This window comes from Bradyrhizobium sp. S3.12.5, assembly GCF_040548225.1.
Lineage (GTDB): Bacteria > Pseudomonadota > Alphaproteobacteria > Rhizobiales > Xanthobacteraceae > Bradyrhizobium > Bradyrhizobium cytisi.
This window is the reverse complement of record NZ_JBEPRF010000001.1, coordinates 37613-58096: the sequence shown is the minus strand read 5'-3', so window position 1 is coordinate 58096 and position 20484 is coordinate 37613. Positions and strand designations below refer to the sequence as shown.

Below are 20484 nucleotides of genomic sequence, written 5' to 3'. Positions count from 1 at the left end.
GCTAACTCACAATTGGTTCGGCGACAGCCTCTGTGAGGCCAGCTGCCGCTTGGACGCCAAGCCCACGAGCGGCTTGCTGTGAATCTTGAAATTCCTCGAGTGCATGGACTCTGCCCCACCGCAGAGTGAATACGTGGAGACCGCGGTTGACGTACGAGGCGTCGCCGTCGAGCAGCGTTGCGGTGCCGTCCCACTCGACAAAGACAGTGGTGTTCCAGGGCCAGCCCTTCACCCAGACATTGTTGACCGTGAGATGGAGAGTGGGCAGGACGCGTCCGAGCCGCTCAAACCAGCGGCGCACAGCCTGTTTGTCGTGGCGCTCGCCGCCAAGGGCGTGGGCGCCGGAAACGCGGTGATGGACATGCGGCGCGACTGCTTTCACCGCTTCATCCCAGCGATGGTTGTTGACGTGGTCGAAGGTCTTTCGGATTTCTTGCTCGACGATGTAGCTGTACAGCATGTGGCTTCTCCAACGGCCAGCGCGGAAAGATTGAGACGCTTCAGTTGCTCCGGCTTTCAGAGGCGGTCCTGACGTGAGCGCCGTCCTGCAGGAGATGAGCGCCCAGCGAAACAATGGGATCACCAGAGCTCAGCCCGGAGATCACGGCGGCTTCGCTGGTCACACGCACAAGCTTGATGGACCGAAAGTGAACGGTCGAGGTAGCGTTGTCGAAGACCCAGACGCCGGTCTTTCTGCCGTCATCGAGCAGGGCTCCCAGCGGCACCTGGACTTCCGGCTGACTCTCCTGGCTTGCGAGCCGAATGGTGACCGTCGCGCCAAGCGGTGCCGCCGCGGCCTCACCATCAAGCACGTAGCGGGCCTCATAGGTGCGGGTCTGGGGATCGGCGGAATCCGACAACTGCCGGAGATGCGCGGTATAGCGGCGTCCATCGCTCCCATACAGGCTCGCCTCGGCGAGCGAGCCGATCGCGGGTCGGATCGTTTCGGGAAGCGCCACCACAGCTTCGCGAGGACCGGACTGTGCCAGCCGAACGACCGCTTGGCCGGCGGAGACCACTTGTCCCGGCTCGCCAAGCGTTTGGGTAACCGTTCCGTCCGCATCGGCCAGCAGGACGGAATAGGTCGCCTGGTTCTCGGCGACGCGAGCGTCGGCTTCGGCCGCGGCGAGTTGCGCACTGGCAGTATCCGACGCGGCCTTCGCCTGCTCATAGCGCTGTTTGGAAGTCCATCCGTCGTTCACCAGGTTGGCGTATCGCCGCTCATCGGCTTCGGTCTGAACGACACTTGCACGCGCGGCGGCGACGGCGTTGCGCTTCGCTGCGACCGCGAGGCGCAGGTCGGTTTCGTCGATCCGCATCAGCGACTGCCCGGCTTTGACCTGCTCACCGACATTCACCAGCCGCTCAACGATCTTGCCTGCGACGCGAAAGCCGAGATTGCTTTCCACTCTCGCGCCGATAGTGCCCGTAAACCCGCGCTCGGATCCGCTCACCCGTGCGGCCGTGACCAAGCTGACCATCGGCGGTTCCTGCCTCGGGTCGCCCACGGCGGAGGCTTCTGGGGCGAAAATGCCAAGACTAACGAACGTGGCCACCCCCGCCGGGATCAAAATACCGGCCAAGACCGCAAAACCCCGCATCTTCATCTCAGTCTCCCAAATTTAGATTTCGTTTGCACTCTATATCTCGCTTAGAGTTCGAATGCAATCTAAAAGAAGAAGGGGAGATGATTCTTGTTAGATTGCGTTCAGCCGCTATTTAGCCTATTAGAGTTCGAGCACAATCTAACTTCGGAGGATGCCGATGCGAGTAAGTCGCGTTCAGGCCGCGGAGAACCGCCAAACCGTGATCAATGTGGCAAGTCGCCTCTTCAGGGAGCGCGGCTTCGATGGCATCGGGCTCAAGGATCTGATGGAGGGGGCCGGCCTAACCCAAGGCGCCTTCTACAAGCAGTTCGCGTCGAAAGAGGATCTGGCGGTCGAGGCGTCCAGGCGGGCATTGGAGAGCGCGACCGGCCGATGGTCGGACGCAGCCGCTCAAAATCCTGATGATCCGCTTAGCGCAGTGATCGGGTTTTACCTCAGTGGCGACCATCGCGAAGAGAAGATGGACGGCTGCCCGATCGTGGCACTCGGCTCAGATGCCGCCCGACAGGGCCCCGACGTCAAGGCGGCATTCGAGGCCGGGATCAAGGCGCATCTCGACGTGCTCAGCCGTTTCGTCGCCGGGACCGGCGACGAGACCCCCCGCGGCAAAGCGATGGCCATTCTCGCGACGATGGTTGGCGCGGTGACGCTCTCGCGCGTCGTCAACGACCCTGATCTGGCTCAGGCGCTTTTGGATGCTGCGGCCGAACAGGTTCGCGACGCCGCTGCCGCCTGAAAGCACGCTCCTCGAAACACGGAGAGATCGAATGCTCAGCCCGACCGAAGCCAAGCCAAGCTTGCTGAAGATATCGGACAAGCTAAGCGTACGTTTCCAAAAGACCGGCAGCGGGCCTCCGCTGCTTCTCATACATACGGTGTACTCCATTGACCTCCCGGGCCACGGCCACTCACCAAATTGATCCGAGCGCGAGCTTCGACGCGGGATACAAGCGGGTCGCACGCAAGGTGCTGGCGGGTTGGCGTTCCTGGAGCAAGGCCCGCGACTACTATCGGCACATCTCGGCACCCGTGACGCTCGTTTATGGCGATAGCGATTGGTCTCGGCCCAATGAACGCCAACGCACCCGGTCGCCGATTCCAGCCTCGCAGATGGTGACGCCCAAGAACACCGGCCATTTCTCCGCGGTCGAGAATCCGTCGGAGCTGGCTCGCGCTGTATTGGCGACAGAATGAGCGCATGATCGAAAGCAACCATGTGAGCGCCACCAAATCGGCAACCGGTCATCTGCTCGGCGCGGCCGGAAGAGCGGAAGCGATCCCGGCGATGCCAGGCGCATGACGATGGAGCATGCGGTCTCCAACGGATTCGGCTTCGGGGGCATCAACGCCAGCGTGATCTTTCCGCGCTGGCAATGAGGGGTTCGACCGCACCCGTTAGCAGCCACAGGAAGCCTATCGCGGGGGGAGCGATCCAGGAGATCGCCGACACGGCCTGATAGGCGCTCAACCGCGCTGTTAGGATCGTAGAAGATCGTAGCTTGGCTTACAGAATCGTGGAATGGCGGAGAGAGTGGGACTCACCCCTTTCGGGGTCCTGAGACCCCTTGTTTACAAGTCTAACCTTCATTTTCAGGGGTTCTTGAACGGCCGGTGCTACACCGAGGTGCTCCACCATGCCGACAACCAAGATGCCCAAGCCGATCACACGCCCGACCTCCGAAAACTATTGGATCCGCAAGAAGGTGCCGGTCGACCTGCGCCCGCTTGTCGGCAAGACCGAGATCTGGGCCAGCCTCGGCACCAAGGACGAGCGACAGGCCAACATCAGGATCGGCGCGGCCAACGCGGCGATCGAGGCACAATGGGCCCGCCTTCGCGCCCAGGGAACCCGCCAGGCCGGCCCCGCCCTGCCGCCAGCGCCAGCCCCCTTCAAGCTCACGCATCAGGACCTCCATGCCCTCCGCCGCGAGGAGCACACGAGGATCCGCGACCGCTGGATGCAAGACCCGCCGACCGGGTTCGGCAAACTGAGGTTGACACAGGGCGGCGACGAGGAGTCGCTCCACCTGGACGCCATCGACCTGCTGGAGAGCGGCGGCTACGAGGCCTCGCTCGCCAACGTCGGACGGCTCGTTCCGCTGCTGATCCAGGCCAGGCGGGAAGCCGTGTCGGACGTCGAGCATGCCCGCGCCGGCGACTACGACAAGATCGCGGATCTGACGAAGATCCCGGAGCGGTCGACGCCGGCGCTCGACTTCATCGCCGGCTTCGAAGAGTACGCCGCGAAGGGCGGGCTGAGAGGCGGCGCCTCCGGACGCACCGCGACGCGGTGGCGTCCGAAGGTGAAGGAGTTCTGCGACTTCGTCGGCCACCGCGACCTGAAGAAGATCAAGACGTCCGACGGCTACGATTGGGTCGATCGTCTGATCGAGAGGAAGATTCCCCGCGACAGTATCCGCAAGGTCTGGATCGCGGCGCTTTCCGCCGCGGCCGGCTTCCTGGTCGAACGCCGCAAACTCGACCAGAACCCTTTCCTCGGCATCCGCGTCCGCGACGAGGACGAGCCGGAAGACGAAGAGCAGCAACAACAGCCGCAGCAGGACCCGCCGCGGAAGGCGTTCACGCCGCAGGAAGCCAAGAAGATCCTGACGGCCACGCTCGTGGCGCCGAGCGAGTTCATCTCGGTCGAGATGGCCATGGCCCGCCGTTGGGTGCCGTGGCTGTGCGCCTACAGCGGCGCGCGGGTCAACGAATTGACCAGTCTGAGGCCGGAGGACATCGCGCCTTACGGGATTAATCTGTGGGCGATGAGGATCAAGCCCTCGCTGGAAAAGACGAAGACGTGGCGCGTCGTCCCAATCCACTCGCACATCATCGACCAGGGCTCCGAAGGACTGCGCTTTCTCGATTACGTCGCGGCCCGAGCCAAGCTCAAGAAGCCGCTGTTCTACGATCCGGAGCGCCGCCGCGGCGGAACGGTGAGACACCCGCAATTCCACAAGGTCGCCGAACGCATCGGCGAATGGGTGCACAGCCTCGGCATCCCCTACGACGTCAAACCGAACCACGGCTGGCGCCATTTGTTCAAGAGCGTGGCCAGACACGTCAAGATGGACCGCGAGGTCGAGGGTTTCATCACGGGCCATCGCCCGAAGGACTCGAACGCAGGTAACGACTACGGTGACCCGTGGATCGAGACGATGTCGGCGGAGATCGAGAAGTACCCGCGCTACGACATCGCGGCTCTGGACCATCCGCCAGTGCCGCACAAGCGGCGTCGACGCACGAATTTCGACGTCGCGGTCGCGAAGGCCGCAAAGGAAAGGCGCAAGACGGCGCGCGCTACGCGGGCTTCGGATGCTGGCTAGGCGATCGGAAGAGGGAGCGGGTAGTGGGGACGTGGGAATCGTTCAGCCACTGAATCGCCGTAAAGTTGCATTAGGCTAAAAACGAACATCGAAATACGTGCGGCGTGTTGGGGATCACCAGTGCACTCAACAAAAAATCCCTGACTGCTGGCCTAACCTACGCGAAGGCACGTACCGCAAGGGTCCCTCGCGTGGAGAGATAAAAGGAGACGCCCATGGGTGTCTTTCTCTATCTCGAAGCCAGTCAGCCCTGCGGTAAGACCTACCGTCTTGGCTTCCGGTGCGATATGCATCTGGCTTCGATGTTAGCCTTACTCACAAGGCTGTTCTAACAACGAGGGCGCCTCTCACGGGGCGCCCTTTTTGCTGCCTTAGCCCGCCTCTTTGAACTCAATCTTCGGTGGGATATCGGTCATGGCATAGTGGACGAATTGCTCGCCCAACGCCGTCAGTTCGTATTGTTCGCCGTCATCGAACGCCGATTTCATCGTTCGCTGTGTACCCTTCGGAGCCGAGGGCCCCGTCCGAGTTTGCTTTGCCAGAAAATTGCCCTGCCAATCGGTCTCACGGTGCTGCCGAACAAGGCCGCCCGTGCTGAGATCCCGAAATATCAGCCGGAAAAGATCAGCGTCTGACGAATCTTCGCGTACCGGCTTCCGACCTAACTTTTCCCAGACCTTGGCGCGCGTGATGCCGGCGGAATTGTAGACGGCGCCCACGACCGCAAAGTGAAGCTCCGAATAATCCCTGATCCATTGAAGGAACAGCTTCACAACGTCATCGCTGGCCAGCGTCGAGGCGGCAGCGTTGCTTAGCAGATTTCGGACAAATATCCTCTTCTCTTCACTCTCCGTTCCCGCCCAGTCGCGGAACGCTTTGCGTAGCAGCGATTGATATTCCGAACTGCGTATCCGCTTCGCTATCTCTTCATCCTGCATATCGATGCGGGAAGTCAGCTCTAAAATGGTTTGTGTTTTTTCCCTCATTTCGGCGGCCAGCATGTCCGCCAGGTGCTTTAAGAAATCGTTTATCCGCGCTTGCTCGCGCTCCGACCAAGCTCCCGCACCAGCCGCTAAAATTCCGCCGACGAACGGAATCGCGCCAGCCGCGGTGTTGAGCACAAACCGAGCGGCGCCGCTGGCCTTACCGCCTTTCGGTAGCTCGGGCAGATTGCCTGCAGCGTCGTTGTCGGTCACGAATCGCCCCTCAGTTTGTCACGCGGAAACTGCGACCTTTATCGCGCGCATCCTCAGCTTCAATTTGGGCTTTTCGCTGAGACGCCGCCTGTTGGATCGCTTGCTCAAGCTGAGGCTTGTTCCGCTCATATTCTGTACGCAACGTTTGCAGATTGCCCTCGACCATCTGTTTGAAGTTCTGCACGGCGGCGTCAGCCCGGTCATCGTCCGTCACGCTGATTGTCAGCGTGTTGCGTCCGATCGTCGCTCGCCGATCTAAGAGCGTCATGGATGACGGCCCAATCCTCAGTGTCTCCGCCTCGCCCACGAACGGAATGCTTACATCGAGCCATGTTGTTTTCATCATTCGGTAGTCGCCCCATCCATCCTGGCGCTGCCGCTCTTCCGTCCGCCTTGTGGCGGTCATTTCGCCTTGTAAGCGGGCCACCTCGATCTTGTATTTTTCTGAGATCGACTGGAGGACGCCGCCGAGGGACGGGTCCTTAAACATCTTTCGATCAAGTTTCTGCACGTCCGCAGCAGCAGCCTGCATCTGAAGCTGCCAGACCTGATAAAACGACTTCTGAAATAAAAGCTCTTCCATCTTTGGCTCCGTAGTGCCGGCGGGCCTCAGCCACAACCGGTGATTCTTTACTGTCCCGAATACTACCCGATTCTCGATCCGGATCTCGAAATTGTTCCCTATTTGTACATCGCCGCCGTTTTTTCCCCCATTCCCCGCAAGCCAGGAGTGTCTGGCCGGGAGAACATCAGATGCGCCGGCAAGGAAGTGCTTGGAGGGAAGTGCTGGCGCCGATGGGCGCTCCGACCAGCAGCGCGACGATGCTCGCGGTCAGGCTGACCCGCAGCGAGAGCGCGACGATGCCGAGGAGTTCGGAGTCGGCCTCGGGGATCAACCAGAACGCGGAGCTGACGGATTGCGTGACGTCGCTCATCCGCCCTTGCGCTTCAGCGCCTGGCAGAATGCCGCCACGTCGGTGAAAATGGCGTCTCCAGCGAATTTCAGGGCCTCGACGGACCGCTGCGCCGATTCGGCGTGTCCACTACCGCAGTTGCGGCCGCTGCTGAATGACCACCATGCACGACCCCGGCTTTTCATGCCCGACAGCCGCGACGCGCTCGGGCACTGTTGGCGGATTCGTGAAGAAACCGGGCTTTGCATGGGTTCTCTGCCGTGGAATGATAGCACCCATGGACTATCGCTGGCTCCTCAATCTGTTGTTTGCGGTCTTCGTGACCGTCGGTCTGGCGTTGTCGCCCTTGGCGACGCCAGGGGCTTCGGCGCACCCACAAATGGCCGGCATGACCGACATGTCGGCATCCGGAGACATGCCCTGCTGCCCGGACGAGCCGAAAAACAAGGCTTGCCAGGACTGCCCACTGCTCGCGATGTGCGTCCTGAAAACCGCCCAGGCCGGCCCGTCCGCCACTGAAGCGCTCCCGCTGCGGCATGCCATCCGGGCGACGCACGCGGTTAGTAACGATGTTCCCGCCGACGGGCTCGACCGTCCGCCTCCCGACCATCCCCCTCGAAGCTGACCTGACCGGCGCCTAGCCGCCGGTTGCTGCCGCTCGCCTTCGGGCGTGCGGACGACGCATGCCGTCTTGCGACGGCTTCAGGAAAATCGAGGACTTTAAAAAAATGAAGACGTTCACTCTGACGCGCGCCGTCCAGGCGGCGCTGATCGCTGCCGTCATCACCGGCACGAGCACGGCCGTCATGGCCGACATCAAGGACTACAAGTTCGAACTCGTCGACCAGACCGTGCAGGCCGGCCCAGACAAGATCATCACCGTCCGGCTGATGAACACGAAGACCGGCAAGCCCGTGCCCGATGCGGTGATCTTCGCGACCCGGCTCGACATGGCTCCGGACGGCATGCAGGAGATGGTGACGAAGATCGCGCCGGCGCCGGGCGGGGAGCCCGGGACCTACAAGTTCAAGGCCAGCTTCGGCATGGCCGGCCGCTGGCAGCTTTCGCTCGGCGCCAAGGTCCAGGGCGAGACCGGCACCGTCGAGAACAAGCTCGTCATCACGGCGCAGAAATGATCCGCGCCCTTACCGTAACCGCAGTCGCCGCGTTGATCGCAGCGGCTGGCACCGCTTTCGTCGTGACGCAACGGCAGCCTGCGCGTGCCATCGCCATAGTCGGCCCCGTGGCGGCGGCAGAGTCCGCGCCGATCTATTTCCAGGATCCGGATGGCAAACCTTCGTACTCGCTGGACCCGAAGAAGACCCTGGATGGCCGCGACTATCGGCCAGTCCCGGCCGCCGCCGATGTCAACTTCGACGAGGCGGCGATGCCGTCAACGGCGACCGCGGGCGCCTCCGACCGCAAGATCAAATACTACCGCAATCCCATGGGTCTGCCGGACACCTCGCCGGCGCCGAAGAAGGACTCCATGGGGATGGACTACATCGCAGTCTACGAAGGCGACGACATTGACGACGGCTCCGTCAAGCTGTCTCCAGGCAAGATCCAGCGCACCGGCGCGAAATCGGAGCCGGCGGCCAGGCGCGTGATCCGGACGATAGTCCGCGCCCCCGGCACGATCGCGCTCGACGAGCGGCGGATTTCCGTCATCGCGATGCGGTCCGAAAGCTTCATCCTGAAGGTCGCCAACGTCACTACCGGATCGCATGTTGTGAGGGGGCAGCCGCTGATGGACGTCTATAGTCCCTCGGTCTCGTCCGCGGCGGCCGAGTATCTCGCCACCATCACGTCGAAGACGGTAGGCAATGATCTCGCGTACGGCCGCGGATCAAAACAGCGTCTGATGAACCTCGACGTACCAGACGCGGCGATCTCGGCCATCGAGAAAACCCAAATCGTGCCGATCTCGATCGAATGGACCGCGCCGCGCGACGGCATCGTACTGGCGCGCAATGCGATCGAGGGCATGCGCGTACAGCCGGGCGGCGTGCTATTCAGAATCGCCGATCACTCGGTGATGTGGGCGTTGATCGACGTCGCGGAGCGCGATTTGGGCGCGGTGTCGAAGGGCCAAACGGCCACCGTGAGGGCAAGGGCCTTCCCCGGGCGCGAGTTCTCCGGGAAGGTCGAGGTCATCTATCCGGAGATCAACAAGGAGACCCGGACGGCCCGCATCCGCATCGAACTGCCCAATCCAGACCTGGCGCTACTGCACGACATGTACGTCGACGCCGAGATCGACACCGGCACGCGAGAGCCGGTTCTCGCCGTACCAGAGAGCGCGGTGATGGATACCGGCAGCAGGCAGACGGTGTTCATCGACAAGGGACAGGGCCGCTTCGAACCACGTGAGGTCAAAACCGGCCACCGCAGCGCCGGATACGTCGAAATCAGGCAGGGCGTAGCCGAAGGCGAGTCGGTCGTGATCTCCGCGAACTTCCTGATCGACGCGGAAAGCAACTTGAAGGCGGCGCTCAAGGGCTTTGCCGAAGGAGCCCAGCAATGATCGTCCGCCTCATCGCCTGGTCGGCGAATAATCTGCTCCTAGTGCTGTTCGGCACCGGCTTCGCCGCGGCCGCCGGCATCTACGCGCTGGTCCATCTGCCGCTCGACGCCATCCCGGACCTCTCCGACACTCAGGTCATCGTATACACCGAGTATCCGGGCCAGGCGCCCCAGGTGATCGAGGACCAAGTCACTTACCCGCTAACGACGGCCATGCTGACCGTGCCGCACTCGAAGGTGGTGCGCGGGTTTTCGTTCTTCGGCGTCTCGTTCGTCTACGTAATCTTCGAGGACGGCACCGACATCTACTGGGCGCGCTCGCGCGTGCTCGAGTTCCTCAACGGCGCGACCTCCAGGCTGCCGGCGGGCGTGACGCCCACCATCGGTCCGGACGCGACCGGCGTCGGCTGGGTCTACCAATACGCGGTGATGTCGAAGGAGTTGAACCTCGCCGACACGCGGACCATCCAGGACTGGAACCTGAAGTTCGCCCTGGCGAAGGCGGAAGGCGTGGCCGAAGTCGCGAGCGTCGGCGGCTTCGTCAAGCAGTACAATGTCATCCTCGATCCGCAGCGGATGCGCGACCTCGGGATCACCATGCAGAAGATGCGAGACGCTATCCGCGCCAGCAATGCCGACGTCGGCGGGCGGACCGTGGAGCTTTCCGAATTCGAGTACGTCATCCGCGGAAAGGGCTACATCAAGAGCATCAACGATCTCGGTGACATCGTGCTGAAGGTGAACAACGGCACGCCGGTGCTGTTGCGGGACGTCGCCCGCGTCGAACTCGGCCCCGACGAACGTCGGGGCATCACCGAACTGAACGGCGAAGGCGAGGTGGCGAGCGGCATCGTGCTGCAGCGCTTCGGGGTCAACGCGCTCGATGTGATCGAAAACGTCAAGAAGCGGCTCAAGGAGATCGCTTCCAGCCTGCCGAAATCGGTCGAGATCGTGCCGGTCTACGACCGCTCGAACCTGATCTACGCAGCCATCGACACGCTCAAGCACACCCTGTTCGAGGAGAGCGTCGTGGTCGCGCTGGTCTGCATCGTGTTCCTGCTTCACGTTCGCAGCGCCCTGGTGGCGATACTGATGCTGCCGGTCGGCGTGCTGATGGCCTTCGGCGCCATGAAGCTGCTGGGCTTGGGCTCGAACATCATGAGCCTGGGCGGCATCGCCATCGCGATCGGTGCCATGATCGATGCTGCGATCGTCATGATCGAGAACGCCCACAAGCATCTTGAGCGGGCAGATCCCGGCAAGTCCCGGATCGATATCCTGATCGACGCAACCTCCGAGGTCGGACCGGCCCTGTTCTTCAGCCTGCTGATCATCACCGTCTCTTTCATGCCGATCTTCACGCTGGAATCGCAGGAAGGGCGGCTGTTCAGTCCGCTGGCGTTCACCAAGACGTTCTCCATGGCGGCGGCCGCACTGCTGTCGGTGACGTTGGTGCCGGCACTGATGGTGATCTTCGTCCGCGGACGGATCGTTCCGGAACATCGGAACCCCATCAACCGCTTTCTGATCTGGATCTATCGCCCGGTCATCAAGGGCGTGATGCGTGCCAAGTTGTTGGTGATCGTGCTTGCGCTCGCCGTTCTTGCGGTCACCGTCTGGCCGGCCCTCCAGCTCGGCACCGAATTCATGCCCAACCTCAACGAGGGCACGCTGCTCTACATGCCGACCACGCTGCCGGGCATCTCTGTCACCAAGGCAGGCGAGTTGATGCAGACGCAGGACAGGATCATCAAGTCGTTCCCGGAGGTGGCTTCGGTGTACGGCAAGGCCGGCCGCGCCGCGACCGCGACCGATCCGGCGCCGTCAGAGATGTTCGAGACGGTCGTCAATCTGAAGCCCAAGGAGCAATGGCGTCCCGGCGTCACGATCGACGGTCTGATAGCGCAAATGGACAAGACGCTGCAGTTCCCGGGCGTTTCCAACGCTTGGACCATGCCGATCAAGGCCCGCATCGATATGTTGTCGACCGGCATCCGGACGCCGGTCGGCGTCAAGGTGATCGGTACCGATCTGGTCGAGATGGACAAGCTCGCCAAGCAGATCGAGCAAGTCCTGAAGGCCGTGCCCGGGACCTCATCCGCCTATGCCGAGCGCGGCATCGGCGGCTACTATCTCGACGTGACGCCTGACCGCGCGGCGATGGCGCGCTACGGCATCATGGTCCAGGACGTCCAGGACGTGATCGCGACCGCGCTCGGCGGCCAGACCGTCACCACGACGGTCGAGGGCCGGCAGCGGTTCACGGTCAACATGCGTTACCCGCGGAACCTGAGGGATAATCCGCAGGCCATCGCAAGCGACGTGCTGGTGCCGATGCCAGCCGGCGGCGCCGTGCCGCTCGGGGAGGTCGCAAAGGTCGCGCCGGCGCGAGGCCCGACGTCAATCCGGACCGAGAACGGCCAGTTGGCGACCTACATCTACGTCGACATCCGCGACCGCGACCTCGGCGGCTACGTCGCTGACGCGCAGCGCGCCGTCGAGGCCAGCATCCGGTTTCCGCCCGGCTACTACGTCATGTGGAGCGGCCAGTACGAATATCTGGAACGAGCCGCCGCTCGGTTGAAGATCGTTGTGCCGGTTACGCTGCTAATCATCTTCCTGCTGCTGTACCTGAATTTCCGCTCCATCGCGGAGACGCTGATAGTGATGCTTTCGTTGCCATTCGCGCTGGTAGGCGGGCTGTGGCTGATGTGGTGGCTCGGCTTCAACCTGTCCGTCGCTGTCGTCGTCGGCTTCATCGCGCTCGCCGGCGTCGCCGCCGAGACCGGCGTCGTGATGCTGATCTACCTCAATCAGGCACTGGCCGAGATTAAGGGCCGGCGCGAAGCCGAGGGCCGGATGCTGACGCGCAGCGACCTTTACGACGCCATCATGGAGGGCGCGGTGGAGCGCGTCCGCCCCAAGATGATGACGGTGGTCGCCATCATGGCCGGGCTGTTGCCGATCATGTGGAGCACCGGCACCGGCTCCGAGATCATGCAGCGCATCGCGGTGCCGATGATCGGCGGCATGGTCTCCTCGACTTTGCTGACGCTGATCGTGATCCCTGCGATCTTCGGCCTCGTCAAAGGCATCGGGCTGCCGACCGGCGGGATCGCCGATGTTCCGGCGGATAGCGCGTTCGACCGTCCGGAAGCTGCGGAATAACGCGCCGGTCACTGTGACCGGACGGGCCGCAAGACCGAACTACCAGAGATACGCAGATGACGAACCGAGAAACCGAACTTAAGGCACGCGTATCGAGCGGCTATTCCGCGACATCGATGCGATGAGCTCGCACTTTCTACTTCAGCCAGAACCGATCTCAGAGGCCTACGGTCGCCTCCTGCTCGATCTCGAACTGGCGTCCGGCACCCGCCTTTGAACCACCGATCGAAAGCAAGGATGTTCGATGACCAAGAAGACCTACGCCTCCAAGAATCCGATGTTCGCCGCAGCCGGCGGCGGCACGATCTTCGACAAATTCCAGTATTCGTCCGCGGTAAGAGCCGGCGGTCTCGTCTTCGTGGCCGGGCAGATCGGCCTCAACGCTGACGGTTCGATTCCTGAGAAGCCCGAGCAGCAATTCATTAACGCATTTGAACGACTGAAATTGGTCCTTGAGGAAACCGGCTGCCAGATGACGGATCTGGTCGAACTCGTCTCTTATCACGTCGGGCTCAGTACGCATCTCGCCGAGTTTGCGAAAGTTTAAGAGCCAGTATGTCCCCGAACCTTTCCCGACGTGGACTATTCTCGACATCGCGGGCTTAGCGCGCCCTGGCCTGATCATCGAGATCAAGGCCGTTGCCGCCGCGAGTAGCTGATCTTCTTCCGAGACCTCGCAGACCTTGGGTCGGAGTTTCGCTCAACCCGACCCACTTTGTCGACCAACTTTCACAAGACTTTTCCGCCCCTCGGCGAGTATTCGATCTCGATCGAGGCTGGCGTTTTGCTATCGCTCGCCTCTGCTGGCCGGGTTTACTCAGCGGAGTGGCGCAGGCGCGGCCCATAGCAGCGACCGCGATAGCGCCCGCCGCGAATGCGCGCAGCGGAATCGCGTAGTCGGTCCGTTCTACGAACGAAAAGTTCTTTTGGGCGACGATTTGCAGGATATTACAACAATAAGCTGGTTCACTCGCGACAAAACATGGAGCTTCGCCACAGATAAACGGCGGGAGGTCAATCCATGTTTTCGGCGGAAGTCATCGATCGCGTGCGTTCCGTTCTCAAGGAAGTCTGTGCCCAGATCCCCAAATGCGAGACCGAAACGTGGTCAAGGGTTGCCTGCAAAATACTTGAAGCCGCAGCACGCGGCGAGCAGAGCGAGGAAGGATTGCGGGCCGCGGGTCATCGCGCCCTGACCGCCGCCGAATAGACTACTCGCGAACGGCGTCGCGGCCGCGGCGCTTCGCCACCGTGACGTTCACCCGCTACGCATCAGCAGCCACGCTCAACTGATAGAGGCGACCCGTCGCGTCAAGATCCTCTATGCGCCATTCGCCACCGACGCCGGCAACCATCCACCTCAGCAACGCCCAGAGGTCGGCGTCGACATCCGCATCGTTCAGAGGTTCCAGCGCGTCCGGCAAAGCATAGATTTCAATTCCGTCCGGAAACGGCTCTCCACTACGACCAATGAATACGAGCGCGTACGTCATCCCCGACGGCGCTCGTACATAACCGGGACGGGAAAGCCCACCCGTGTCGAGCGAAAACTGCCGAACGAAGAACTCCTGGAATTCGGCGTAATGCCCTACTCGGTCTTCCGTAAGCACGAGCGCTCTTCTGGAGCCTTGTAGGACAGGATTCTCGATGATCTGAATAGTTGTCATGGCTGCCTCCCCTCGATGCGTTCCAGGAAACGATCGATCTTGCCGGCGATTTCCTCACCGGAGTCCTCCTGGAGGAAATGCCGACCCGTCACAAGCTCGGGTCCTTCCGCGTGCGGCACGAGCTTCTTGAAACGGGTCGCGAAAGTCTGTTGGTCGAACACCTCATCCTCCCGGCCCCAGACCAGCAAGGTCGGCAGTTTCGACTTCTTCAGCTCGCGCTCGAGCCACTCGAAGCGAGCGAGGCCGCGGGCACCTTCATCCAGGGGGATCCAACGCGGCCAGGTCCACGTGAGAAGACGCGATGCCGGATCCGGCAGGATGTTCTCGTAGACGCTTTGGGCCTCCGCCTTGAACTTCTTTCGGTCGACGACCGAAAGGTACATCCCGCGGCCCGCAAGCGCGTTGTGCCGTCCGAGCAGGTAAGGACCGACGAGTGGCGCGTGCATCATCCGCCAGGGAAAAATCCGCTTGTGGAATTCCGCGGGCGGCAGCGGCCATGCCCACGTGCTCATGATGACCAGCGCGCGCACGCGATCGGAATTCGAGAGGGCGAATCCAAGACCGGTCGGCCCGCCCCAGTCGTGACAGACCATCGTCGCGTTGCGCACGTCGAGTTGACGCAGCAAGCCGGTCAGGTTCGCGATGTGTCCGTCCAACGTATGCGCCTGCTCGCGAACGGGTTTCTCGGATAGGCCGAAGCCGACCATGTCCGGAACGATCACCCGCCTTCCCGCGGCTGTCAGCGGCTTAACGAACTTCCGGTACAGAAATCCCCACGCCGGATTTCCGTGGAGCAGAACCACAGGATCGCCGGTACCTTCGTCGATGTAGTGCATACGCCAGCCGTTGACTTGCTTGAACCTCGGCTCGTACGACCATTGCTCATGCGCGAAGGGTTGCGACGCGCCCGAAACCTCCATGCCACTCCTCCCTAACCAAAGAAAATCAAAGCTTGCCCGTTGATACCAGGCAGCTCGACCACTGTTCCCAAATATTTGCCACTCGCGAAATCGAACGCGACGACCACGTCCCGAGCCACGCAATACAACTTCCCATCGGGGCCGAAGCGAAGGCCGCGCGGCTTCCTGAAGCCGACTCGCCGATCCGCAGCGAACACGCGGACAAGCTTGCCATCGGCGCGATCGTATTCGCGCACGGTCGCCACCGCATCCGGATCTCCAAAGGGATGTTCGCTGCTCACGATCACATTCCCGTTCGGCGCAATTGCAAGATCGAGCGGACTCAACGCGGAATCCTCGACCTTCCAGGTGGACTTGATCGCAAGCTCGGGATCGAACGCCAGAATGGTATCGTCACCGTCTCCGCTTGGCCCGATGCCGGAGGCGAGAAACAGCGTGCCGTCCGAACCGAAGGCGAAGCCGCGCGGAAACGGGACCACTGGAGACGGAAATATGGCTTCGCCGGCGCCACCGAGCGCGGGCGGAAACGCCATGATCGTGCGCGCGGCACGCAATCCGACATAATAACGGCCGTCGGGTCCAAAATTTCCACCACCGGGGTCCAACCCCTGCAGGGCACCGGTCTCCCGCACGACGCGCCCTCTGTCGTCGAGCGCCAAAATGCGGTTCGAACCGCTGTTCAAGAACAACAGATCGTCGTCGACGCCGAGGCCCCGCGGATCAACGATCCGGGCATCCTCGCTGAAGGAGCCCAACAACTCCCCATTATCGCTGAAGGCCAGCAGCTTGCCGCGGCCGGCGCCGTTGGCCCCTGAAGCACTTGTTACGAGAAGCGCCATTACAACTCCCGCTGCTGCGATGCACTGCTCGTTAGCGCATCCTTCTTGATATTTTGCGCCATCCGCACAAACCAGCGTGTACGTGGCGATAAATCCTATTCCGATCAGGAATGAAGCGGTCGGCCCAACGGGCCGGCGCCAATCCAGACGCACCCGCGCCAGACCCGCGGCCTATTGACCAGCTTCGTCGTCAATGTGGTCCGCGACGTGCGCTCTGCGCCGACGTACCGGCTTCACGTCGGAACTGTCGGTGGCTCTCGAAGCCACCTCCGCTCGACGATCGTAATCATCCGCAAGAGCCTGGAGACGCCCAGCGATCATTGGGTCGGTGATGTCCCGCGCGAGCCGACGGAACGTCTGCGCCGTCGCTTCATATTCCTTGCTCAGCATACTGGCTCCATGGCTTACTCTACGACGAGAACATCGCTTGCAATGCGCAAGAACCTCGGCCTCGCGGGCCTGGACGCGCCCGCTAACGCGGTGGAACGCTCCCGAACAATGGGCCGAATCCCTCTGCAATCGTCAGATGAGCGATGACTGCATCACGCAGCTTTTGGAACGGAAGGCCGGCAATCATCGCAGCCTGGATCGCGACCATGACCTCTCCGGCCTCCGAACCGATCATCGAAAATCCGAGAATCCGATCGTCGTTCGCGCCAACCAGCACCTTCATGAAGCCGTCCGTCTCGTCTGTCGCCTCCGTCCGCAGGACGTGGCTCATCGGCAACTTCGACACGCGCACGGGAATACCCAGTCGCTTGGCTTCTTCCTCGGACATGCCGACCCTCGCTATCGGCGGATCGGTGAACACCACATAAGGGATAAGGCGATCGTCCGTCCTTCGGTTGCCGCCGGCCATGTTGTCCCTGACAATTCTGAAGTCATCGACCGAAACGTGCGTGAATTCAGGACTGCCGCAGCAATCACCGATGGCCCAGACGCCGGAAGCCGTCGTTTGCAGGCGTTCGTCGACCTGAATGAAGCCGCGCGCATCGAGTTGAACTCCGGCCTCGTCGACCCCGATCCCGCTCGTGTTGGCGACCCGACCAACCGTCACCAGCAAGTCGCTGCCTTCGATTGTCCGTTCGGCTTCGGCCGTGCGTACCTTTACGGTGACAGCATCGCCGGAAACTCCGCTAACGGCATAAGGAAGAGCGTTCAACAACACATCGATCCCTTCACCGCCGAGAACACGCCGAATTTCCTCCGAAATATCGTGGTCTTCCCGACCGAGGAGCTGGCGACCCGGCTCCAAGATCGTCACCCTGCTGCCGAACCGGCGGAACGCCTGAGCCATCTCGATACCGACGTAACCGCCGCCGAGTACGATCAGGTGCGACGGCAAATAGTCGAGCTCAAGAGCTTCGATGTGGGTGAGCGCGCGAGCCTCTTCGAGACCTGGGATACTCGGGATGGCCGCATGTGACCCGACATTGATGACAACTTCCTTGCCGGCGAGCAGACGAAGGCCTCCGTCGTTCAAAGCGACTTGCACGGTTTTCGGACCGACGAAGCGACCACCGCCCATGATGAGTTCGGCGCCGCTCTCCTTGTAGGCATTCAGATGGAAGGCGACTTCCCGATCGATCATGTCCTGCTTGCGGCTACGCACTTTGCGCATGTCGGTCTTCACGGCATCGGTGATCGTGCCGTATTTGGCGGCGTGTCGAACCAGGTGAGCGACCCTTGCGCTCCATAGTTCATTTTTCGACGGGAGGCATGCGACCGCCGGACAGGAGCCACCGACCCAACGACGTTCAACGACGGCGACTCGTTTACCCGATCGGCCAAGGTGCCACGCCAGCAGCTTTCCGCCCTGCCCGCTGCCGAGGATGACACAGTCGAAGTGTTCTGTCTGGGGCACGGGTATTCCTCTCGGTCCTGTCTCGGAAATGATCTGTATCGGAGGCAACCGCGCTCGTGCCGAAGTTGCCGGCGCTCGACTCTCTCGCGCTCTCTTCGAGCCTCGAAACCCGATTGGGAGTACGAGCGAGTAGGGCATCATCACCACGCCCAACCGGCCGAGCAAGTTTAACGGTGTGTGATACTGTTAATCGTGCGCGCCGACGTCGTGCCCAGTCGTCTAAAACCCCGCCCGGCGGGACGCACGGTGTATCTTCGACGAGCCCTACATTCGGCAAGAGCTCTTCAAGGGCAGCGTGTCGAACGAAGATTAACGCCATCTCACAACGCTAAACTCCTCCCCTTCGGGGGATTGCGCGATGCTGCTTTCGCCTGCAATCCGGAATCCGCGCTGCAAAGCTGAGAGAGCTTGGCAGCACCGGTGGGGCCGCGTGCCCGCTCCGGGTGCGAAGACATCGTATCGCAGGCGGGGCCCTCCACATTCGGATCAATTCAGGTCGTTCGACCATTCCCGCGTGGAATGAAGGCTATCACTACGGAAGATCATCCCTACAGGAGCGGAGACGACTACTCCGTTCGAAGAACTTAACTCCCACTAAGCAGGAAACCAAAATGAGCAAGTTCGAAGACTACCGCGATCGCTTTCCCAATGCCGTGTTGACTCGCAAGGAGAACGGAGTTCTGACGATCCGGCTGCACACCAAGAACGACAAGCTGGTCTTCGACGGCCATGCGCACGAGCAGTTCGTCGACTTGTTCCACGCTGTCGGAGAAGACCGCGACAACCGCGTAGTCATTCTTACGGGCTCCGGAAACGCTTTCATGGACGCCATCAGCCCCGAGGGGTTCGATTTCTTTACCCCTCAGGGCTACGACAAGATTCTCCGCGAAGGGCGCAAGGTCCTATCCAATATTCTCGACATCGAAGTGCCGATGATCACGGCGCTGAACGGGTCCGTTCTGCTGCACAGCGAGTACGCTCTTCTGACCGACATCATCCTGGCTACTCCGGAAACCGTCTTTCAGGACAAGCCTCATTTCGACTTTGGCATCGTCCCCGGAGACGGCGTGAATCTTCTCTGGCCGGAAATTCTGGGCTCCATTCGAGGTCGCTATTTCATCTTGACCCGCCAAGTCCTCGACGCGGCCACCGCAAAGTCCTGGGGCGTCGTCAACGAGATATTGCCGTCCGATCGGCTTCTGGCGCGAGCGCACGAGATCGCTGACGGCATTGCCGCGCTTCCACCCTTGACGAGTCGCTACACGCGAATCGCACTCACGCAGCGCCTGCGCAGGATCATTGACGAAGGCACCGGCTACGGTCTTGCGCTTGAGGGGATCAGCGCCGCCGACGTGGCCCGAAGCATGAAGTAGTCAAAAGCGATTGTTAGCGCGAGCAACCGATCGAAGCTGTCCCTCGGGTCACAATGTGACCAAAGTCAGCGACGACCGGCTGCCCGCGAACATCTTCGTTGTCAGATAGGACTCCCCACATCATAGCCCGGAATATGAGTGGGTCGAGATCAGCACAGAGACACGAGAAGAGCTCGCGCGTCTCGAAGATATTTCATCTCAAACCCCTGAGTGTAGCGGTCATAGATTGGCTGTAGGATGCTTCGTGCCGCCTCCCGCTGGCCGCTCTGAGAAAGCAGACGCGCAAGGATGATTGCTGAGCGCAACTCGCCGACAAGAGCAGATTTCTCGCGCGCGAACCTCAGCGCTTCCTTTAGGCAATCCACGGTGGGTACACAGTCCGATCTCGAGGCCGCTGCAATCAAAGCTTTCGATAGCCCCTGCGCTAAGGCGTCGGCAAATATCGTGAAGGCGGCATTGTCCTGTTCGGAATGCAAAGTTTTGAGCACTTCCCGAAGCATTCCAAGGGCTGCCATAGGTTGTTCGACCGTCACTAAGACCTCACGACTCGGCCCGACCCCGAGGCCCCTTCTCGCGGCATATGCGGCATCGGCTTGCGGCAAAGTTGGCTTCATAGAAGAGCGTGATACGGCCGCTACGAAACAATAACCCCGGCCGGCAACATTGGAAACATACCGAGCGCCATCCTGACCATCGCCGAGCACTTTGCGAATGCCACAGATATGCACTCTGAGGTTTGTTTCCGCCACGACCACGCCAGGCCAAGCCGATGCGATCAGATTCTTGTGGCTGATAGTTTCCCCAGCACGATCGACCAGGACAATCAAAAGATCCAGCGCACGATCGCCAATCGAAAGCGCCTCTCCGTCCCTTTTCAGCGACCTCTCGGCCGCCGACAGCACGAACGGGCCAAATATGAACTCGTTCCTGACATTCGAAGCGATGACGTCAGGGATGAGATCGGACGACTGCTTGCCCGTCGCCATAGGCCCAGAATGCAGATGCTTGATTGGCGAACGTGGGCGGCTCTTCATGTCGAGAGACCGTTCCATGAGCATGATTTATCACCATCTTTGGTTGC

The 20484-nt window shown here is 61.5% G+C and carries 21 protein-coding genes and 1 pseudogene; 11 read left to right on the top strand and 11 right to left on the bottom strand.

Going from position 1 to position 20484, the window contains the following annotated elements; genetic code table 11:
* Nucleotide 1 precedes the first annotated feature (1 nt).
* Both ABIC09_RS00265 and ABIC09_RS00260 read right to left on the bottom strand, forming a co-directional pair.
* Entirely contained in the window at nt 2-460 is a 459-nt protein-coding gene (locus tag ABIC09_RS00265; protein WP_148741716.1) for a nuclear transport factor 2 family protein, read from the bottom strand.
* A 40-nt stretch (nt 461-500) separates the two neighbouring features.
* Entirely contained in the window at nt 501-1607 is a 1107-nt protein-coding gene (locus ABIC09_RS00260) for an efflux RND transporter periplasmic adaptor subunit (protein WP_148755840.1), read from the bottom strand.
* A gap of 157 nt (nt 1608-1764) precedes the next feature.
* Between ABIC09_RS00260 and ABIC09_RS00255 the strand changes: the two genes are divergently transcribed.
* The 4 genes and pseudogenes from ABIC09_RS00255 to ABIC09_RS00240 all read left to right on the top strand — a co-directional run bounded on the left by ABIC09_RS00255 (nt 1765) and on the right by ABIC09_RS00240 (nt 4936).
* On the top strand, nt 1765-2343 hold the full coding sequence (locus tag ABIC09_RS00255) for a TetR/AcrR family transcriptional regulator (protein WP_354108059.1): 579 nt from the start codon (nt 1765-1767) through the stop codon (nt 2341-2343).
* A 149-nt stretch (nt 2344-2492) separates the two neighbouring features.
* Nucleotides 2493-2801, top strand: coding sequence for an alpha/beta fold hydrolase (locus tag ABIC09_RS00250; protein WP_246230415.1), 309 nt, complete (start codon nt 2493-2495; stop codon nt 2799-2801).
* 22 nt (nt 2802-2823) lie between these two features.
* Nucleotides 2824-2984 (top strand): annotated as a pseudogene (locus tag ABIC09_RS00245) (beta-ketoacyl-ACP synthase II); the annotation flags it as partial.
* A 257-nt stretch (nt 2985-3241) separates the two neighbouring features.
* Entirely contained in the window at nt 3242-4936 is a 1695-nt protein-coding gene (locus ABIC09_RS00240) for a DUF6538 domain-containing protein (RefSeq protein ID WP_354108058.1), read from the top strand.
* 371 nt (nt 4937-5307) lie between these two features.
* Here the strand turns inward: ABIC09_RS00240 and ABIC09_RS00235 are convergent, their stop codons facing one another.
* The 4 genes from ABIC09_RS00235 to ABIC09_RS00220 form a co-directional block, all read right to left on the bottom strand.
* The gene (locus ABIC09_RS00235; RefSeq protein WP_354108057.1) at nt 5308-6132 is read right to left on the bottom strand and encodes a hypothetical protein; all 825 of its coding nucleotides are present in this window, start codon (nt 6130-6132) and stop codon (nt 5308-5310) included.
* Nucleotides 6133-6142: 10 nt separating this feature from the next.
* On the bottom strand, nt 6143-6715 hold the full coding sequence (locus ABIC09_RS00230) for a hypothetical protein (protein WP_354108056.1): 573 nt from the start codon (nt 6713-6715) through the stop codon (nt 6143-6145).
* 166 nt (nt 6716-6881) lie between these two features.
* Nucleotides 6882-7067 (bottom strand): hypothetical protein, encoded by a 186-nt coding sequence (locus ABIC09_RS00225; RefSeq protein ID WP_354108055.1) that lies wholly within the window; start codon nt 7065-7067, stop codon nt 6882-6884.
* Nucleotides 7064-7294, bottom strand: a complete 231-nt coding sequence (locus ABIC09_RS00220) for a hypothetical protein (RefSeq protein WP_354108054.1) — start codon at nt 7292-7294, stop codon at nt 7064-7066. The genes ABIC09_RS00225 and ABIC09_RS00220 overlap by 4 nt, the downstream gene beginning before the upstream one ends.
* A gap of 29 nt (nt 7295-7323) precedes the next feature.
* Here ABIC09_RS00220 and ABIC09_RS00215 point away from each other — a divergent pair, with 29 nt between their 5' ends.
* The 6 genes from ABIC09_RS00215 (at nt 7324) to ABIC09_RS00190 (ending at nt 13950) form a co-directional block, all read left to right on the top strand.
* Nucleotides 7324-7671 (top strand): hypothetical protein, encoded by a 348-nt coding sequence (locus ABIC09_RS00215; protein ID WP_354108053.1) that lies wholly within the window; start codon nt 7324-7326, stop codon nt 7669-7671.
* 103 nt (nt 7672-7774) lie between these two features.
* Nucleotides 7775-8182, top strand: a complete 408-nt coding sequence (locus ABIC09_RS00210; protein ID WP_354108052.1) for a FixH family protein — start codon at nt 7775-7777, stop codon at nt 8180-8182.
* A complete protein-coding gene (locus ABIC09_RS00205; protein ID WP_354108051.1) occupies nt 8179-9573 on the top strand; it encodes an efflux RND transporter periplasmic adaptor subunit in 1395 nt (464 codons plus the stop codon). Before ABIC09_RS00210 ends, ABIC09_RS00205 begins: the two co-directional genes overlap by 4 nt.
* Nucleotides 9570-12740, top strand: coding sequence for an efflux RND transporter permease subunit (locus ABIC09_RS00200; RefSeq protein WP_354108050.1), 3171 nt, complete (start codon nt 9570-9572; stop codon nt 12738-12740). Before ABIC09_RS00205 ends, ABIC09_RS00200 begins: the two co-directional genes overlap by 4 nt.
* Before the next feature lie 244 nt (nt 12741-12984).
* Entirely contained in the window at nt 12985-13287 is a 303-nt protein-coding gene (locus ABIC09_RS00195; protein WP_354108049.1) for a Rid family hydrolase, read from the top strand.
* Between the two features lie 474 nt (nt 13288-13761).
* The gene (locus tag ABIC09_RS00190) at nt 13762-13950 is read left to right on the top strand and encodes a hypothetical protein (protein WP_354108048.1); all 189 of its coding nucleotides are present in this window, start codon (nt 13762-13764) and stop codon (nt 13948-13950) included.
* Nucleotides 13951-14005: 55 nt separating this feature from the next.
* Here the strand turns inward: ABIC09_RS00190 and ABIC09_RS00185 are convergent, their stop codons facing one another.
* The 4 genes from ABIC09_RS00185 to ABIC09_RS00170 form a co-directional block, all read right to left on the bottom strand.
* Nucleotides 14006-14407 carry a hypothetical protein gene (locus tag ABIC09_RS00185; RefSeq protein ID WP_354108047.1) on the bottom strand — a complete coding sequence of 134 codons (402 nt, stop codon included), beginning with the start codon at nt 14405-14407 and terminating at the stop codon, nt 14006-14008.
* A complete protein-coding gene (locus tag ABIC09_RS00180; RefSeq protein WP_354108046.1) occupies nt 14404-15327 on the bottom strand; it encodes an alpha/beta fold hydrolase in 924 nt (307 codons plus the stop codon). Before ABIC09_RS00180 ends, ABIC09_RS00185 begins: the two co-directional genes overlap by 4 nt.
* Before the next feature lie 11 nt (nt 15328-15338).
* On the bottom strand, nt 15339-16319 hold the full coding sequence (locus tag ABIC09_RS00175) for an NHL repeat-containing protein (protein ID WP_354108045.1): 981 nt from the start codon (nt 16317-16319) through the stop codon (nt 15339-15341).
* Nucleotides 16320-16638: 319 nt separating this feature from the next.
* Complete coding sequence (locus ABIC09_RS00170) at nt 16639-18030, bottom strand: FAD-dependent oxidoreductase (protein ID WP_354108044.1); 1392 nt, start codon at nt 18028-18030, stop codon at nt 16639-16641.
* Between the two features lie 611 nt (nt 18031-18641).
* Between ABIC09_RS00170 and ABIC09_RS00165 the strand changes: the two genes are divergently transcribed.
* A complete protein-coding gene (locus ABIC09_RS00165; protein ID WP_354108043.1) occupies nt 18642-19403 on the top strand; it encodes an enoyl-CoA hydratase/isomerase family protein in 762 nt (253 codons plus the stop codon).
* A gap of 149 nt (nt 19404-19552) precedes the next feature.
* Here the strand turns inward: ABIC09_RS00165 and ABIC09_RS00160 are convergent, their stop codons facing one another.
* A complete protein-coding gene (locus ABIC09_RS00160) occupies nt 19553-20461 on the bottom strand; it encodes a winged helix-turn-helix domain-containing protein (protein ID WP_354108042.1) in 909 nt (302 codons plus the stop codon).
* Between the last annotated feature and the right edge of the window lie 23 nt (nt 20462-20484).

What these genes read in the sequence shown, in the direction of transcription:
- ABIC09_RS00265 (WP_148741716.1), bottom strand. Translation starts at nt 460, where the DNA reads ATGCTGTACAGCTACATCGTCGAGCAAGAAATCCGAAAGACCTTCGAC.
- ABIC09_RS00260 (WP_148755840.1), bottom strand. Translation starts at nt 1,607, where the DNA reads ATGAAGATGCGGGGTTTTGCGGTCTTGGCCGGTATTTTGATCCCGGCG.
- ABIC09_RS00255 (WP_354108059.1), top strand. Translation starts at nt 1,765, where the DNA reads ATGCGAGTAAGTCGCGTTCAGGCCGCGGAGAACCGCCAAACCGTGATC.
- ABIC09_RS00240 (WP_354108058.1), top strand. Translation starts at nt 3,242, where the DNA reads ATGCCGACAACCAAGATGCCCAAGCCGATCACACGCCCGACCTCCGAA.
- ABIC09_RS00230 (WP_354108056.1), bottom strand. Translation starts at nt 6,715, where the DNA reads ATGGAAGAGCTTTTATTTCAGAAGTCGTTTTATCAGGTCTGGCAGCTT.
- ABIC09_RS00225 (WP_354108055.1), bottom strand. Translation starts at nt 7,067, where the DNA reads ATGAGCGACGTCACGCAATCCGTCAGCTCCGCGTTCTGGTTGATCCCC.
- ABIC09_RS00220 (WP_354108054.1), bottom strand. Translation starts at nt 7,294, where the DNA reads ATGCAAAGCCCGGTTTCTTCACGAATCCGCCAACAGTGCCCGAGCGCG.
- ABIC09_RS00215 (WP_354108053.1), top strand. Translation starts at nt 7,324, where the DNA reads ATGGACTATCGCTGGCTCCTCAATCTGTTGTTTGCGGTCTTCGTGACC.
- ABIC09_RS00210 (WP_354108052.1), top strand. Translation starts at nt 7,775, where the DNA reads ATGAAGACGTTCACTCTGACGCGCGCCGTCCAGGCGGCGCTGATCGCT.
- ABIC09_RS00205 (WP_354108051.1), top strand. Translation starts at nt 8,179, where the DNA reads ATGATCCGCGCCCTTACCGTAACCGCAGTCGCCGCGTTGATCGCAGCG.
- ABIC09_RS00200 (WP_354108050.1), top strand. Translation starts at nt 9,570, where the DNA reads ATGATCGTCCGCCTCATCGCCTGGTCGGCGAATAATCTGCTCCTAGTG.
- ABIC09_RS00195 (WP_354108049.1), top strand. Translation starts at nt 12,985, where the DNA reads ATGACCAAGAAGACCTACGCCTCCAAGAATCCGATGTTCGCCGCAGCC.
- ABIC09_RS00190 (WP_354108048.1), top strand. Translation starts at nt 13,762, where the DNA reads ATGTTTTCGGCGGAAGTCATCGATCGCGTGCGTTCCGTTCTCAAGGAA.
- ABIC09_RS00185 (WP_354108047.1), bottom strand. Translation starts at nt 14,407, where the DNA reads ATGACAACTATTCAGATCATCGAGAATCCTGTCCTACAAGGCTCCAGA.
- ABIC09_RS00180 (WP_354108046.1), bottom strand. Translation starts at nt 15,327, where the DNA reads ATGGAGGTTTCGGGCGCGTCGCAACCCTTCGCGCATGAGCAATGGTCG.
- ABIC09_RS00165 (WP_354108043.1), top strand. Translation starts at nt 18,642, where the DNA reads ATGAGCAAGTTCGAAGACTACCGCGATCGCTTTCCCAATGCCGTGTTG.
- ABIC09_RS00160 (WP_354108042.1), bottom strand. Translation starts at nt 20,461, where the DNA reads ATGCTCATGGAACGGTCTCTCGACATGAAGAGCCGCCCACGTTCGCCA.